We start from the raw sequence: 14,996 nt of genomic DNA, 5'->3' as shown, positions 1-14,996 counted from the left end.
GGCCCGCGTCCTCTCCCGGACGCGGGCCCGCCGCGTTGTGCCGGGAACCCGATGGGGCGGTACGGACAGGTGGAGGTGTGGAACTGTCGCAGCGGGGACGGATACGGGATGGCGATCAGTGGGCGTTCGGGGAACTGTTCGACGAGACGGCGGGTGATCTGTACCGCTACGCCGTGCGGGCCACCGGGGACTGGGCGGTCGCGGAGGACGTCGTCCAGCTGACCTTCCTGGAGGCGTGGCGGCTGCGGCACAGGCTGCGGGAGGACGGCGGGGCGGTGCGGCCCTGGCTGTTCGGGATCGCCGCGAACGTCATGCGGAACACCGCCCGGGCCGCGCGCCGGCACCGGGCGGCGATGGAGCGGCTGCCAGCCCGGGAGACGGTGCCGGACTTCGCGGACGAGCTGGTGGGGCGGCTCGACGACAGTGCGCAGCTGGCCGCCGCCCGGCGGGCGCTCGGGCGGCTGCGGAAGGCCGAGCGGGAGGTGTTCGGGCTCTGTGTGTGGGCGGGGCTGGACTACGCGAGCGCGGCCGAGGCCCTGGGGGTGCCGATCGGCACGGTGCGTTCACGGCTCTCGCGCGCCCGCACCAAGCTGCGCGCGCTCGCCGACGAGGAACTGCGCAACGGCCGGGAACCGTGCCCGACCCCCGGACAGGTACGGGGTGGCCGCGTCGTCGCGGCCCGGTCGATACGGGAGACGAACCGATGAACGAGGACGAACGCGCCGAGCTGGACCGGCTGGTGCCGGGCCCGGCGAGGACAGGGCTCTCCGCCGACCGCCACCGGTTGTTGAGGGGACATCTGATGAGTGAGATCCGGGAGACGAAGCCCGCCCGGGCCCGTCGCAGCAGGCTCGGCTGGGTGGCGCTGCCCGCCCTGGCGGGCGGACTGGCGCTGGCGGTGGTGCTGAGCAGCGGTGGCGGCGAGGGCGCCCCGGCACCGCAGCAGCAGGCCCAGCAGCAGACCGCGGGGGGCGGCACGCTGAACGCCGCCCCGGTGGGGGCCGTCCAGTTGCTGACCCAGGCCGCCGACACCGTGGCCGGCAAGCCCGACCCGAAGCCGGGCAAGAGCCAGTTCGTCTACGTGGACAGCCTGGTGGCGTTCGCCAGCGTCAACATGGCCACCGGGGAGTCGAAGATCGACCCCGCGCACCGCCGCCAGATCTGGCTCTCGGCGGACGGCAGCCAGTGGGGCGTCCTCAAGGAGGAGCGGGCGGACGGCAAGGCCATCGCCCCGGAGAAGACCAAGCCCGGGGAGCCGGCGCCGCGCACCGACGGCGGGCAGTGGGTCGACCCGACCACCAAGCCGTCCCTCGGCGCCCCGACGTACGCGTACCTGGCCGGGCTGCCGACCGACCCGGACGCGCTGCTGAAGAAGATCTACGCCGAGACCAAGGGCCAGGGCCAGACCCCTGACCAGGAGGCCTTCGTGACCATCGGCGACCTGCTGCGCGAGCAGATCGCCCCGCCGGCCGTCAGCGCCGCGCTCTACCGCGCCGCCGCGAAGATCCCCGGCGTCACCGTGGTGGACGACTCGGTGGACGCCGCCGGCCGCCACGGCGTGGCCGTCGCCCACGTGAACGCCGGCACCCGCACCGAGTGGATCTTCGACCCGAAGACCCACGAGTTCCTCGGCGAGCGCATCGTCGTCGTCGACGAGGGCAGCGACCTGGGCAAGCCGGGCACCGTCGCCGGCCACTCCGCCGTCCTCGCCCGCACCGTCGTCGACCAGCCCGGGGAGGAGCCCGAGCAGAAGAACGCCTGAGCCGCCACGGCTCACCCGAAAGACAGGTAAGTGCTGTGGGGCCCGGTGCAAGCGGGCCCCACAGCCGTCTCCGGGTGCTGAAGCCGGACGTGGAGCGGTGAGCAGTATAACTTGTGGCGCATATAGCCCAAGGCGCATAATTGGCCGGTGGCATGGGAAGTCTCGTTGCACGATGAAGTCGACACCTGGTTCGTCCGGCTCAGCGAGGACGAGCCGGAGATCGCCGACCAGGTCTCGGCGGCCATCGACAAGCTCGAAGCCGAAGGCCCCACTCTCGGCCGACCGCTCGTCGACCGGATCAAGAAGTCGAAGCACCACAACATGAAGGAGCTGCGACCCCGCACCAGCGGTGAGGCCGAGATCCGCATCCTCTTCGCGTTCGACCTTGAACGCGAAGCCATCCTCCTGGTCGCCGGCGACAAGACGGGCGCCTGGAACAGGTGGTACGAGGAGAACATCCCGGTCGCAGACGCTCGATTCGACCAGCACCTCAAAGAACTCAAGGGAGGCGAGAAGTAGATGGCCAGGTCCTGGAAAGAGGTCCGGCCCGAGGTTGTCACCGATGAAGCCCGGGTCGCCGCCCACCGCGCCAAGCTCGACGCCGAAGTTCGTGCCTACCGTCTCGCGGAGATTCGCAGGGAGCAGGCGCTTACTCAGGTCGAGGTCGCCGAGATCATCGGCGTGACCCAGCCGAACGTGTCCAGGCTGGAGAAGGGCGAGCTCGACAGTGCGGCACTCGCCACGATCCGCGCCTACGTGGAGGCGCTTGGCGGCCGGCTTCGCCTGGTCGCCGACTTCGGCGACCGCCAGCTGGTGATCCAGTAGCGCGGGGGTGCGCGACAGCCTGGTTCGCCGGGCGAGGGGCTCGCTGAGGGCGGGTGAAGCTGTGGGGCCCGGTGCAAGCGGGCCCCACAGCCGTCTCCGGGTGTCCTCCACCGTACGGTCTGTCGTTGTGTCAACCGGCAGTGATCGCGCCATCGAAGGCCGGTTTCCGGTCCGATGATCGATCTCCAGGGCGATCGGCGGCCGGGCCTTCGAGATGCATGCCAGAGTGACTGCCATGGCATAGGTGAAATGTCATGTATGGCATTTCTTGAAGGAGGAGTAGGACGATGCGAACGAACCGACTCGCCCTGACGCTGGCCGGTGCTGCCGGTGCCGTGGCGATGCTGGCGGCGCCGACCCAGGCGGGTGCCGCCCAGGCCGGGGCGACGAGCACGACCGCCACCGCGGAGATCTGCAGCTCGACCAAGCTGCAGGCCGGGCTGTCGACCTGGCTGTGTGCCGAGGTGAACGGCAGCGATGTTCAGCTGGTGGGCTGGATCTACCTGGCCGGTCCGCCGAGCCCGGGCGGCCCGTACCCGCAGCCCGAGGACGTCGTGACCGTGCTCAACGGCGAGGTCGTGGGGGGTGCCTCGCTCGGCACGGTCAACAAGTGGACCCGGTTCAATCTCACCCAGACCGCCGTGCGCGGCGTCGGCGGGACCGTGGCCTGCGGCTCCACCGTGCACGGCAGCTTCAGCGTCACCAAGCCCGGCTGGGGATCGACCCCGGTCACCCTCGACGCCGTGGTGCCCTGCTGACCGGTAGGTCAGCGAGGTAGGTGCGGGTACGGGGGTCCCGGGCCTGCCAGGGGCTCTCTCGCCGGGCCCGCGTCTGTGGACGCGGGCCCGGCGTTTCCGGTCTGTCCGGAGTCGAGCCGCGACGGCCTCCGCCCCGCCGCGGCCGCGGCGGGGCGGTCGGGCGCTTCCCGGGTCAGCGCGCGGCGGCGCGTTGGAGGGCGCTGGCGAGGAGGGCGAGGTCGGTGGGGCCGTTGCCGAGTTCGCGGACGGGGCGGCGGGCGGGTGGGGCGCCGAGGGTGTGGGGGTCGATGGCGACGACGGTGGGGCGCAGGGTGGCGGTGCGGGGGATCCGGCCGCTGATCCGCGCGGTCTGGAAGGCGGTGACGCCGCCGTCGGGGAGGCGGAGGTAGCCGCGGCCGGGGGTGGAGTCGGGCAGGGCGGCGGCGTCGCCGAGGTGGATGAGGAGGTCGGAGTCGGTCGGGTCCTCGGTGCGCAGGGCGATGCGCAGCAGGGCGGCCTCGTCGACGTCGGTGCCGGTGGTCTCGTCCGGGCGGCCGGTGGTGACGGCGAGGTGGATGCCGAGCGGGCCGCCGCGGCGGGCGATGGCGGCGAGGGCGCGGGCGAGCGGGCGGCCGACCGGGGAGGTCGGGGCGAGCAGGGCGTCGTAGTCGTCGACCACGACGACCAGGCGGGGCGGGCACGGCCCGGAGACGGACGGCGCGGCCACCGGGGCGGCGGGGGAGTCGGGGCTGCGCGGGTGGATGACCCGGGCGGCGGCCGGGGCGGCCGGGGCGCCGACGGTGGCCGGGACCGGGACGGGCTCCCCGTCGAGGATGCGGGCGGCGTGCCAGGAGGCGAAGTCCAGCCCGTCGAAGAGCCGCTCGCGCAGCGCCAGTTCGTCCTCCAGCGCCTCGGCGGAAAGCAGCGCGGCGCGCGGGTCGGTGGCGGCGTTGACCCGGCCGGTGACGTGCGGCAGCTCGCTGCACCCGGCGAGCCCGTCCTCGGTGGCCCGTCCCTCGACGATGGTGACGGCGAGGCGTTCGGGCCGCTCGGAGACGGCCAGCGAGGCGACCAGGGTGCGCAGCAGCTCGGTCTTGCCGGAGCCGCGGGCGCCGCCGATCAGCAGGTGCGGGCCGCCGGGGTCGGGGGAGGGGAGGGCGAGTTCGGGGTCGGCGAGGTCGAGGACGCACAGCTCGTCGCGGGTGGTGCCGAGCAGGGCGGTGGCGGCGCCGATGCCGCCGGCGTGGGCGGTCCAGCGGGCGGAGAGCTTGGCCGGGGTGACGGTGTCGAGCTGGAGCAGGTCGAGCAGGCGCAGCGCGTCCGGCAGCGGACCGCGGTTGGCCGGGGCGGCTTCGCGCAGCGGGGCGAGGACGCGGGCGAGCCGCTCGGCCCAGGCGTCCGAGACGGCGTCCAGGGAGACCTCGTGCACGGTCTCGCGGCCGCGGGCGGTGGGGCTCGGGCGGTCGATCGAGAGCTGGGTGCCGACCTCGCCGGTGATCAGCGCGGTGGCGCCGAGGCCGCGGGGCAGCAGTTCGGGCTGTTCGGCGAGGCAGACCGGGAAGATGCCGACGGCCGGGCCCTGGCGCAGCAGCAGGTCGAGCGCCAGCCGGGCGGACTCGGTGCCCGGGCGGCCGTCGACCACGACGACGGTGGCGGGGTGGCCGCCGAGGCCGACCGGGCCGCTGAGCCGGCCGGTGAGCTCGGTGAGCCGGGCGGCGGCCTGCTCGTCGTCGAGGCCGAGCAGCAGTCGGCAGTCCTGGCCGTCGGTGGGACGCAGGTGGGGCAGCCACAGCGCCCAGGCCCAGGTGTCGGCGCGGTCCTGCGGGGTGCGGGCCGGGTCGGCGTCGACCACGACCAGGCTGAGCCCGGTCGGCGGGTGCAGGGCGGCGAGCTGGGCGACGACGGCGCGGACGAGCGCGTCGAGGCGCTCGCGCGGGCCGCTGAGGCCGAGGCTGCCGGCGGTCTGCAGGTCGACGGTGACCGGGACGGCGGGCAGCACGGTGCCGGGGGAGGTGCCGGGGCCGCCGGGCCGGTCGGCGGTGCCGAGCCGCAGGGTGAGCGCGTCGGGGTGGCCGGGCCCGCGCTCCCAGAGCCGGGGGCCGGGGCCGAGCGCGTTGAGCAGCAGGGTGGCGAGGTCGGGCCAGCGCTCGCGCTGGGCGGCGGCCTGTCGGACCCGGGCGGCGGTGTGGTGGCGTTCGGCGCTCTCCTCGGCCGGTTCAGCGGCGGAGCGGCCGAGCCGCAGCGAGAGCAGGCCGCGGCCGCGCCCGGCGGGCGGTTCGGGGGCGGCCGGCGGTTCGGCGGCGGGCGGCGCGGGGCGGACCGGGGCCGGGGCGGCGAGCTGGAGGTGGCCGTGGCCGTCGGGCAGTGCGGCGCGGGTGGGCGCCGCGGTGCCGTCCCGGGGGTCGGGGACGGTGATCCGCAGGGTGGTCTCGCCGATCCGCACCAGGCCGGTGCCGTCGAGCGGGACGGCCTCCTCGGGGGGGCCGGGCGGGACGATCCGGCCGTCGACGGTGGTGCCGTTGGTGGAGCCCAGGTCGCGGACGGTCACCGTGCCGTCGTCGGCGAGGTGCAGGGCGAGGTGGAGCCGGGAGACGTCGGGGTCGTCGACCGGGACGTCGGCCTCGCCGGAGCGGCCGACCCGGATCTCCCGGCCGTGCAGGCGGTGCACGCCGCCGGCGTCGGGGCCGCCGACGACGCGCAGCTCGGCGGAGGCCGGGGCGTCGTCGGGGTCGTCGGCGGTCGGGTCCGGCTCGTTGAGGGAGAGGACGGCGCCGTCGAGCAGCGGGGGGTGGCCGAGCAGGGTGTGCTCGTCCACGCGGTGCGCCCCGGAGTACAGGTGCACATGGGTGGCGGCCCGTGGTCCGCGCACTCCCACGGCACCCGCGAGGGCGCCCGCCAGGGAGCCGAGCGCGGTTCCGACGGGCGCGGTGACCAGCACGTCCACATAGGGGATGGCGGAGCCGGCGGCTGCCGGGCCGCTGCGCGGTCGGAGGACGGTCAGCCGGATCTGCATCTCGCCCGCGGTCCCTTCTGCTGGTGTGACGCCTTGTGCCGCTGTCTCGGGCCGCTGCGGGTGAGCGGGGGTGGCCGCGACACCGCTTGGGCCACAAGAGTGGCGAGTGTCATCCTGCCATCCGTCACGGACAGTCCGCGCACCGTACCGGATTTGACGATCTTGCGATCATCGCCATGGTGGAGGCGACGGGGAATCAGGTCAACCGGCGCCCGGAAGGGCACGGTCCGCGGCCCCCGTGGAACCGTTCGCGAACGCTCCGGGTCTTCCCGTAGGGGATGTCCCCCAACCCGGGCGAACGCCCCTGCCGGTCGCCTCAAAAACGTCAACGGACCCCGTTAGAGTGGCCGGAAACACGGGCCCGGCAGGCTCACCGCACCGGCGGAGGAGCGCCCCGCGCGGGCGGCACGACGAGGAGTGCGAGTGCGGCCAGTCGGCAGCAAGTATCTGCTGGAGGAGACCCTCGGACGAGGGGCCACCGGCACTGTCTGGCGCGGCCGGGTCCGCGCCGACGTCGAGGTGCCCGGCAGCGCGCCCGGGCAGCTGGTGGCGATCAAGGTCCTGCGCGAGGAGCTCGCCGCCGACCCGGACGTGGTGATGCGCTTCCTGCGGGAGCGCTCGGTGCTGCTGCGGCTGACCCACCCGAACATCGTCAAGGTCCGCGACCTGGTCGTCGAGGGCGAGCTGCTGGCGCTGGTGATGGACCTGGTGGACGGCCCGGACCTGGCCCGCTACCTGCGCGAGCAGGGCCCCTTCAGCCCGATCGCGGGCGCCCTGCTGATGGCCCAGATCGCCGACGCGCTGGCCGCCAGCCACGTCGACGGCATCGTGCACCGCGACCTCAAGCCGGCCAACGTGCTGCTCGCCACCGCCGTCATGGACGGCACCGAGCAGATGCACCCGATGCTGACCGACTTCGGCATCGCCCGGCTCGCCGACTCCCCGGGCATCACCCGCAGCCACGAGTTCGTCGGCACCCCCGCGTACGTCGCGCCGGAGTCCGCCGAAGGCCGGCCGCAGACCTCCGCGGTGGACGTCTACGGCGCCGGGATCATGCTCTACGAGCTGGTCACCGGCCGCCAGCCGTTCCAGGGGGACAACCCGCTGGCGATCCTGCACGCGCACCTCGCCCAGGAGCCGCAGCGGCCGTCGACCATGCCGGAGCCGCTCTGGACGGTGATCGAGCGCTGCCTGCGCAAGGATCCGGCGCAGCGGCCGAGCGCGGTGTCGCTGGCGGGCGCCCTGCGGGTGGTCGCGGCGGGGGTGGGCGTGCACGCCTCCCCGGCGGCGGTGGACGCGGCGCTCGCCGTCGGGGCGCTGCTCGTCCCGGACCCGCAGCCGGCCGCCGTGCCGGGGGCGCCGACGGGCGTGCCGGGCGGGCTGCCGGCGGACGCGTCGTTCGGCGCCGAGGACCGCACCCAGGTGCTCCCGGCCGGCCAGCAGCCTGCTCAGCCCGGCCAGGGGTACGACCCCGCGGCGGCGACCCGGGTGATGGGCACCCAGCCGCCCCCGTTCGACCCGGCGGCCGCGACCCGGGTGATGCCGCCCACCGCCGTGCCGCCGCCCCCGCCCGGCCCGCCGCAGGCCGAGACCCCGCACCCGTGGCAGACCCAGCTGCGGGCGGCCCGGGACCGCAACCAGCAGACCGAGATCGCCTACTTCGGACCCGAGGACTTCGAGGCCCCGCCGGTCGCCCCGCAGCCCTACCAGGCGGGCCAGGCCGGGCCGGGGGCCCGTCCGCCGCAGGGCGCCCCCCAGGACTACCAGCAGCCGGGCCGGCACCAGGGCCGGCAGCCCCCGGCCGGCTACCGACAGGCCCCGCCGCCCGGCTACGCCCAGCGCCCGCCGGTCGCCCCGCCGCCCTACCAGGCCGGCCAGGGCGGGCACGGCGGCCAGGCCGGTCCGGGCGCGGGCCGTCCGCAGCCGCCCGGCGGCTACAACCAGCCCCCGCAGCGCGGGCAGCAGCAGGCGCCCGGCGGCCACCGCCCCGCGCCCGCCCCGCAGCACCCCGCCCCGCAGCAGGCGGCCCCGCCCGCCCCGCCGCGCCGGGCCGAGCCGCCCGCCCCGCAGCACCGCGAGCCCCCGCAGCGCCGCGCCGAGCCGCCGCACGAGGCGCCCCGCGAGGCGCCGCGCCGCGAGCCGCGCCAGCGCAGCCGCAACCGGATGTACATCCCGGGCCTGGGCTGTCTGAAGGGCTGCCTCATGGTGCTGCTGGTGCTGGCACTGGCCGTGGTGGCGCTGTGGAACTTCACCCCGCTGCCGGAATACTGGGCCAATGTCCAGGACTGGTTCTCCGGCGCGAAGGACTGGGTGACCGGCCTCTTCGACAAGGTGGGCGGCTGACGCGACGGGTCCCGGTGGCCTCCCGGGAGGCCACCGGGACCGGACCGGGCAACGGGATTGACGCTTTGTCGACAATTCCCGGGATTTCCCGCCGCTCAGGACCCGCCGAGCGCCCTCAGGCGGCCCGCGGAGGGCGTCCGGGCGCGTAGGTTGGTCGCTGTTGTCCCGCCCCACCGAGCGCTCCGGACCCTCCCGGGGCACTCCCGCCGCCCACGGAGCAGCATTGGCACGCAAGATCGGCAGCCGCTACACCGTCCACCAGGTGATCGGCCGCGGCTCGGCCGGGACGGTCTGGCTCGGCGAGGGCCCGGACGGTCCGGTCGCGGTCAAGCTGCTGCGCGAGGACCTGGCCGCCGACCAGGTGCTGGTGGGGCGCTTCGTCCAGGAACGCGCCGCGCTGACCAGCCTCGACCACCCCCGGGTGGTCGGCGTGCGCGACATGGTCGTCGACGGCAGCGACCTCGCCCTGGTGATGGAGCTGGTCCAGGGCACCGACCTGCGCTCCCGGCTGGAGCGCGACGGTGCGCTGCCCCCGCAGCTCGCGGCCTCGGTGATCGCGGACGTCGCCGACGGCCTGGCCGCCGCGCACGCGGCGGGCATCGTGCACCGGGACGTCAAGCCGGAGAACGTCCTGCTGGACCTCGCCGCCGCCCCCGGGCCCGGCGGCGCCCCGCGCGCCAAGCTGACCGACTTCGGCGTGGCCCGGCTGGTCGACGCCCCGCGCCGCACCCGTGCCACCCGGATCATCGGCACCCCCGACTACCTCGCCCCCGAGATCATCGAGGGCCTGGAGCCGCGCGCCGCCGTCGACATCTACGCCCTCGCCACCGTGCTCTACGAGCTGCTGGCCGGCTTCACCCCGTTCGGCGGCGGCCACACCGGCGCGGTGCTGCGCCGGCACGTCACCGAGCAGGTGCCGGCGATCCCCGGCCTGCCCGACGGCCTGTGGCGGATCATCGCCGAGTGCCTGGCCAAGGCCCCGGCCTCCCGGCTGCGCGCCGCCGAGCTGGCCGCCCGGCTGCGCGAGCAGCTGCCGGCCCTCGCCGGGCTGCCGGTGCTGGCCGTCCCGCAACAGGGCCGGGCGCCCGTCGAGGAGCAGCTGACCCCCGGCGAGGCGGTGTACGCCGAGGTGGACGCCGCCCCCGGCACCCACAAGCGCCGCCGCGGCCCGGCCGTACCGCTGGTGCCCGGCGTCGCCCCCGACTCCACCCGGGACACCCACACCAGCCTGCGCCGCCCCTCCGCGCACGAGCTGGCCTCCTACGCGGCCGAGTCGCGGGCCCAGCGCACCGCCCCGGGCGCGGGCCACCGCCGGGACCGCCAGGCGCTGCTGCGCCGCCGCCGGGTGCTGGCCGTGCTGCTGGCCGTGGTCCTGCTGCTGGCCGGCGCGGCCGCGGCCTGGACCGCCTTCGCCGCCACCGCCCCGGACGCCGGACCCGGACCCCGCCCGACCGGCGTGTCCGGCGCCCCGAGGGCGCCGTAGCGGAGCGCTCCGGGCCCCTCGGCGGCGCGCTCCGGGGGTCCGCGGGCCCCAGGACGTACCCGGGGTCGTCATGAGCACCCCGGGAACCATTACCCTGGGGGCGTGGCAGCCGTCGATCCTTCCGAAGAGCTCAAGAACCTCGAAACGACCATGGGGTCGATCGAGGCCGTCCTCGACCTGGACAAGATCCGGGCCGACATCGCGCGCCTGGAGGAGGAGGCAGCCGCCCCCGACCTGTGGGACGACCTGGCGAACGCGCAGAAGGTGACCAGCAGGCTCTCCTTCCTCCAGGGCGAACTGCGCAGGGTCGAGGGCCTCCGCGGCCGCATCGACGACCTGGGCGTCCTGTTCGAGCTGGCCGAGGCCGAGGACGACGCGGACACCCGCGCCGAGGCCGAGACCGAGCTGGCGGCCGTCGCCAAGGCGGTCGAGGAGCTGGAGGTCCGCACCCTCCTGTCGGGCGAGTACGACGCCCGCGAGGCGCTGATCAACATCCGCGCCGAGGCCGGTGGCGTGGACGCCGCCGACTTCGCCGAGCAGCTGATGCGCATGTACCTGCGCTGGGCCGAGCGGCACGGGTACCCGACCGAGGTGTACGACACCTCGTACGCGGAGGAGGCCGGCATCAAGTCCGCGACCTTCACCGTCAAGGCCCCCTACGCCTACGGCACCCTCTCCGTCGAGCAGGGCACCCACCGCCTGGTCCGGATCTCCCCGTTCGACAACCAGGGCCGCCGGCAGACCTCGTTCGCCGGTGTCGAGGTGCTCCCGGTCGTCGAGCAGTCCGACCACGTCGACATCGACGAGTCGGAGCTGCGCATCGACGTGTACCGCGCCTCCGGCCCCGGCGGCCAGGGCGTCAACACCACCGACTCGGCGGTGCGCATCACGCACATCCCGACCGGTGTCGTGGTCTCCTGCCAGAACGAGCGCTCGCAGATCCAGAACAAGGCGTCCGCGATGAACGTCCTCCAGGCCAAGCTGCTGGAGCGGCGCCGCCAGGAGGAGCGGGCCGCGATGGACGCGCTCAAGGACAGCGGCAGCTCCTGGGGCAACCAGATGCGCTCCTACGTGCTCCACCCGTACCAGATGGTCAAGGACGTCCGCACCGAGTTCGAGGTCGGCAACCCGCAGGGCGTGCTGGACGGCGACATCGACGGCTTCATCGAGGCCGGCATCCGGTGGCGCAAGCAGCGCGAGACCGCCGCGCAGTAGTCGCGGCCGCCGTCAGGCGGAACGAGCGAAGGCCCCCGACCGGTTCACCCCGGCCGGGGGCCTTCCCCGTACGCGTACGTCTCTCAGGCCAGCGCCTGCCGCGCGATCAGCGCCACCGCGAGCAGTCCGGCCAGCACGGCCAGCAGCATCGCGGGGGAGAGCGCGGCGAACGGACCCTGCTGCTCCTGCAGCCGGGCCCGGGTGGCACGGCACGCGGGGCAGCGGCCCTCGCTGACGCGGCCGTTGCAGTGGGCGCACACCAGATGGTCGCAGGTCATGCGATCTCCTCCTCGCTGCTACTGCAAACGCACCGGACCGGGCCTTGGTTCCTTCTCGTGCCCTGTGCGGCGGAGCGGTCGTGCCCGACCGCACCCTCCACTGTGCCAGGTTCCGGGCGTTCCGGCCCCCGCGCTGTGAGATGGCTCCCAATTTTCGGGGCATACCAGGGCATTTTCCCCCAGCTCCGTTCGGCTGTCGCGGCCTGAACCTGCGGGCCGGGCGCCCGTTCGCGTATGGTCCCAAGCCGGGAGCGGCCGTTCCGCTCCCCTCGCCCGCCCCGGGCCGGGCATGCCCGAGGGGCGGACCGACCCAGGACTGGCGCCGCCTAGGATGGCCTCCGTGATGCAGCCGTGATCAGATTCGACAACGTCTCCAAGACCTATCCCAAGCAGAACCGTCCCGCCCTGGACAACGTCTCGCTGGAGATCGAGAAGGGTGAGTTCGTCTTCCTGGTCGGCTCGTCCGGCTCGGGCAAGTCCACCTTCCTGCGCCTGTGCCTGCGCGAGGAGCGGCCCAGCAACGGCGAGGTGCACGTCCTGGGCAAGGACCTGGGCAAGCTGTCCAACTGGAAGGTGCCGCACATGCGCCGCCAGCTGGGCACCGTCTTCCAGGACTTCCGCCTGCTGCCCAACAAGACGGTCGCGCAGAACGTCGCGTTCGCGCTGGAGGTCATCGGCAAGCCGAAGAGCGCCATCAACAAGGTGGTGCCCGAGGTGCTCGACCTGGTCGGCCTCGGCGGCAAGGAGGACCGCATGCCGGGCGAGCTGTCCGGTGGTGAGCAGCAGCGCGTGGCGATCGCCCGGGCGTTCGTCAACCGCCCGATGCTGCTGATCGCGGACGAGCCCACCGGCAACCTCGACCCGCAGAACTCGGTCGGCATCATGAAGCTGCTCGACCGGATCAACCGCACCGGCACCACCGTGCTGATGGCCACCCACGACCAGGCCATCGTCGACCAGATGCGCAAGCGCGTCATCGAGCTCGACAAGGGGCTGCTGGTCCGCGACCAGGCCCGCGGCGTCTACGGGTACCAGCACTGACCTCTCGGCGCTGACCCCGTGGGCCGCCCGCCCGCCTCGCCCGACCAGCAGTACCGACCCTGGAGTTGTTGAACGCATGCGCGCCCAGTTCGTCCTGTCGGAGATCGGTGTGGGTCTCCGCCGCAACCTGACGATGACCATCGCGGTCGTCGTCAGCGTCGCGCTCTCCCTCGCCCTCGCCGGTGCCTCCCTCCTGGTCCGCGACCAGGTGAACTCGATGAAGGGGTACTGGTACGACAAGGTCGAGGTGAGCATCTACTTCTGCACCAAGGCCGATGCCCGGAACTCGCCCCAGTGCGACAAGGGCGCGGCCACCGACCAGCAGATCGCCGACATCAAGACCCAGCTGGACAAGATGGACTCGGTGGTCCAGTCCTCGACCTTCGAGAACTCCGCAGAGGCGTACAAGCACTGGAAGGAGATGAACCCGGACAACCCGCTCATCTCCGTCCTCGGCCCGGAGGCCATCCCGCAGTCCTGGCGGGTCAAGCTGAAGGACCCGACCAAGTACGACGTCATCCAGAGCGCCTTCGCCGGCAAGCCCGGCGTCAAGTCGGTCGAGGACCAGCGGAAGATCCTGGAGAACCTCTTCGGCCTGCTGAACGGCCTCCAGACGGCGGCCTTCGTCATCATGGTGCTGATGCTGTTCGTCGCCCTGCTGCTGATCGTCAACACCGTCCGGGTGTCGGCGTACAGCAGGCGGCGCGAGACCGGCATCATGCGCCTGGTCGGCGCCTCGAACTTCTACGTGCAGATGCCGTTCATCGCGGAGGCCGCGTTCTCCGCGCTGCTCGGTGCGGTGATGGCCTCCGGTCTGCTGCTCGGCGGTCACTTCTTCGTCCAGAACTGGCTCGCCGAGCGGGTGCAGTTCATCCACTTCATCGGCCTGTCCTCGGTGCTGGCGGTGATACCGCTGCTGGTCGTGGTGGGTATGGGCATGGCCGGCATCGCGGCCTTCTTCACCCTCCGCAAGTACCTCAAGGTCTGACACCCCGACGGGCCCGGGCGGCCCGGCGGAACCGGACGGCCCCGAACGGCCCCGGACGGCACTGCGCCGTCCGGGGCCGTCGGCGTTTCGCCGCCACCCCTTTCCGGGCCGGGGCGTTCGCGGAACGCCCTAGACTCCGGTCCATGCCAGTCACTCCCCGCGCGGCACGTCAGGTGGCCACCCTCAGCCTGGTGTTCGGCGTGGCCCTGCTGGCGGGAGCCGCCACCGGCGCCTGGGGCGAGTCCGGTACGACGCCGCGCCCGCCGTCGGCCGACACCGCCGGGGTCGCCGCGACCATCGGCGCGGGCCAGGACCCGGCCGGCGCCGACCTCTCCGAGCAGCAGGCCGAGCACCTGATCGGTGCCACCGGCGACCGCTGGGGCGCGTACTACAGCGCCCAGGAGTACGCCGAGTTCAGCCAGGGCCTGGACGGCCGCTACCTCGGCGTGGGCCTGTCCGTGGGCCGCGGCGAGGACGGCGTCACCACCGTCTCCCAGGTGCGGCCCGCCGGGCCGGCCGCCGCGGCCGGGATCGCGGTCGGCGACCGGCTGCTGCGGATCGGCGACGATCAGGCGGACCGGCTGCCGGTCACCGAGGTGGTCGCCCGGCTGCGCGGGCGCGAGGGCGCCGAGCGGCAGCCCGGCTCGGAGGTCGTGCTGGCCGTCCAGCGCGAGGAGGGCGAGGAGCGCGAGGTCCGGCTGCGCCGGGCGCTGCTGGACAGCCAGCAGGTGACCGTCGAGCACCTGGCCGGCGGCGTGGTGCGGATCGCCGTGCGGGCCTTCACCTCCGGCGTGGCCGAGCAGGTGCGCGCCGCCGCGCGCGACGCGCGGGCCGGCGTGGTGCTGGACCTGCGCGGCAACTCCGGCGGGCTGGTCGACGAGGCCGCCGGCACCGCCGGGGTGTTCCTGGACGGCGGTCCGGTCGGCTCGTACCAGGACCGCGGCGGCACCCGGGAGCTGACCGCCCCGCCCGGCGGCGACCAGCGCACCCCGCTGGTGGTGCTGGTCGACGGCGGCACGATGAGCGCCGCCGAACTGCTCACCGGTGCCCTCCAGGACCGCGGCCGGGCCGTGGTGGTGGGCGCGCGCACCTTCGGCAAGGGCACCGTCCAGCAGCCCAGCCGGCTCGCCGACGGCGCGGTGCTGGAACTGACCGTCGGCCGCTACTACACCCCGGCCGGCCGCTCCCCGGAGGGCACCGGACTGGCCCCCGACGTCCCGGCCGGCGCCTCCGAGGACGCCGCCGCGCTCGCCCTGCGGGTGCTGGACGGTCTCGGCAGCCGCGCGTAAAGGGGCTGCTCCGCACCGGGCG

At 74.4% G+C, this 14,996-nt stretch carries 13 protein-coding genes; 11 read left to right on the top strand and 2 right to left on the bottom strand.

The genetic code is table 11. The features are described 5' to 3' along the window. Positions 1 to 77: 77 nt before the first annotated feature. The 5 genes from ACFZBX_RS13480 to ACFZBX_RS13460 all read left to right on the top strand — a co-directional run bounded on the left by ACFZBX_RS13480 (position 78) and on the right by ACFZBX_RS13460 (position 3,345). Positions 78 to 707 carry an RNA polymerase sigma factor gene (locus ACFZBX_RS13480; protein ID WP_391533689.1) on the top strand — a complete coding sequence of 210 codons (630 nt, stop codon included), beginning with the start codon at positions 78 to 80 and terminating at the stop codon, positions 705 to 707. Next, on the top strand, positions 704 to 1,762 hold the full coding sequence (locus ACFZBX_RS13475) for a CU044_5270 family protein (protein ID WP_391533688.1): 1,059 nt from the start codon (positions 704 to 706) through the stop codon (positions 1,760 to 1,762). The genes ACFZBX_RS13480 and ACFZBX_RS13475 overlap by 4 nt, the downstream gene beginning before the upstream one ends. 147 nt (positions 1,763 to 1,909) lie before the next feature. After that, the gene (locus ACFZBX_RS13470; RefSeq protein WP_391533687.1) at positions 1,910 to 2,281 is read left to right on the top strand and encodes a type II toxin-antitoxin system RelE/ParE family toxin; all 372 of its coding nucleotides are present in this window, start codon (positions 1,910 to 1,912) and stop codon (positions 2,279 to 2,281) included. Further along, on the top strand, positions 2,282 to 2,587 hold the full coding sequence (locus ACFZBX_RS13465) for an XRE family transcriptional regulator (RefSeq protein WP_391533686.1): 306 nt from the start codon (positions 2,282 to 2,284) through the stop codon (positions 2,585 to 2,587). 287 nt (positions 2,588 to 2,874) lie between these two features. Beyond that, complete coding sequence (locus ACFZBX_RS13460; RefSeq protein WP_391533684.1) at positions 2,875 to 3,345, top strand: hypothetical protein; 471 nt, start codon at positions 2,875 to 2,877, stop codon at positions 3,343 to 3,345. Positions 3,346 to 3,517: 172 nt separating this feature from the next. Here ACFZBX_RS13460 and ACFZBX_RS13455 read toward each other — a convergent pair whose 3' ends face one another. Beyond that, on the bottom strand, positions 3,518 to 6,337 hold the full coding sequence (locus ACFZBX_RS13455; protein ID WP_391533683.1) for an FtsK/SpoIIIE domain-containing protein: 2,820 nt from the start codon (positions 6,335 to 6,337) through the stop codon (positions 3,518 to 3,520). 423 nt (positions 6,338 to 6,760) lie between these two features. Here ACFZBX_RS13455 and ACFZBX_RS13450 point away from each other — a divergent pair, with 423 nt between their 5' ends. The 3 genes from ACFZBX_RS13450 (at position 6,761) to prfB (ending at position 11,378) form a co-directional block, all read left to right on the top strand. Further along, positions 6,761 to 8,680, top strand: coding sequence for a protein kinase (locus ACFZBX_RS13450; RefSeq protein WP_391533681.1), 1,920 nt, complete (start codon positions 6,761 to 6,763; stop codon positions 8,678 to 8,680). Between the two features lie 223 nt (positions 8,681 to 8,903). Next, a complete protein-coding gene (locus ACFZBX_RS13445) occupies positions 8,904 to 10,163 on the top strand; it encodes a serine/threonine-protein kinase (RefSeq protein ID WP_391533680.1) in 1,260 nt (419 codons plus the stop codon). Positions 10,164 to 10,265: 102 nt separating this feature from the next. Then, on the top strand, positions 10,266 to 11,378 hold the full coding sequence (gene prfB, locus ACFZBX_RS13440) for a peptide chain release factor 2 (RefSeq protein ID WP_355372900.1): 1,113 nt from the start codon (positions 10,266 to 10,268) through the stop codon (positions 11,376 to 11,378). 83 nt (positions 11,379 to 11,461) lie between these two features. Here prfB and ACFZBX_RS13435 read toward each other — a convergent pair whose 3' ends face one another. Next, complete coding sequence (locus ACFZBX_RS13435) at positions 11,462 to 11,656, bottom strand: hypothetical protein (protein WP_344325125.1); 195 nt, start codon at positions 11,654 to 11,656, stop codon at positions 11,462 to 11,464. A 351-nt stretch (positions 11,657 to 12,007) separates the two neighbouring features. Between ACFZBX_RS13435 and ftsE the strand changes: the two genes are divergently transcribed. The 3 genes from ftsE to ACFZBX_RS13420 all read left to right on the top strand — a co-directional run bounded on the left by ftsE (position 12,008) and on the right by ACFZBX_RS13420 (position 14,974). Next, the gene (ftsE, locus tag ACFZBX_RS13430) at positions 12,008 to 12,697 is read left to right on the top strand and encodes a cell division ATP-binding protein FtsE (protein ID WP_344325128.1); all 690 of its coding nucleotides are present in this window, start codon (positions 12,008 to 12,010) and stop codon (positions 12,695 to 12,697) included. 76 nt (positions 12,698 to 12,773) lie between these two features. Next, positions 12,774 to 13,685: a permease-like cell division protein FtsX gene (gene ftsX, locus ACFZBX_RS13425; protein ID WP_344325131.1), complete on the top strand. Its 912-nt coding sequence runs from the start codon at positions 12,774 to 12,776 to the stop codon at positions 13,683 to 13,685. Between the two features lie 143 nt (positions 13,686 to 13,828). Continuing rightward, positions 13,829 to 14,974, top strand: a complete 1,146-nt coding sequence (locus ACFZBX_RS13420) for a S41 family peptidase (RefSeq protein ID WP_391533679.1) — start codon at positions 13,829 to 13,831, stop codon at positions 14,972 to 14,974. Positions 14,975 to 14,996: the final 22 nt, after the last annotated feature.

It is taken from the genome of Kitasatospora sp. NPDC008115, assembly GCF_042957205.1.
Taxonomy (GTDB): domain Bacteria; phylum Actinomycetota; class Actinomycetes; order Streptomycetales; family Streptomycetaceae; genus Kitasatospora.
Note: the sequence above shows the minus strand (reverse complement) of the source record. Positions and strands in the feature narration are given on the sequence as shown.

What these genes read in the sequence shown, in the direction of transcription:
- ACFZBX_RS13475 (WP_391533688.1), top strand. Translation starts at nt 704, where the DNA reads ATGAACGAGGACGAACGCGCCGAGCTGGACCGGCTGGTGCCGGGCCCG.
- ACFZBX_RS13465 (WP_391533686.1), top strand. Translation starts at nt 2,282, where the DNA reads ATGGCCAGGTCCTGGAAAGAGGTCCGGCCCGAGGTTGTCACCGATGAA.
- ACFZBX_RS13460 (WP_391533684.1), top strand. Translation starts at nt 2,875, where the DNA reads ATGCGAACGAACCGACTCGCCCTGACGCTGGCCGGTGCTGCCGGTGCC.
- ACFZBX_RS13455 (WP_391533683.1), bottom strand. Translation starts at nt 6,337, where the DNA reads ATGCAGATCCGGCTGACCGTCCTCCGACCGCGCAGCGGCCCGGCAGCC.
- ACFZBX_RS13435 (WP_344325125.1), bottom strand. Translation starts at nt 11,656, where the DNA reads ATGACCTGCGACCATCTGGTGTGCGCCCACTGCAACGGCCGCGTCAGC.
- ftsX (WP_344325131.1), top strand. Translation starts at nt 12,774, where the DNA reads ATGCGCGCCCAGTTCGTCCTGTCGGAGATCGGTGTGGGTCTCCGCCGC.
- ACFZBX_RS13420 (WP_391533679.1), top strand. Translation starts at nt 13,829, where the DNA reads ATGCCAGTCACTCCCCGCGCGGCACGTCAGGTGGCCACCCTCAGCCTG.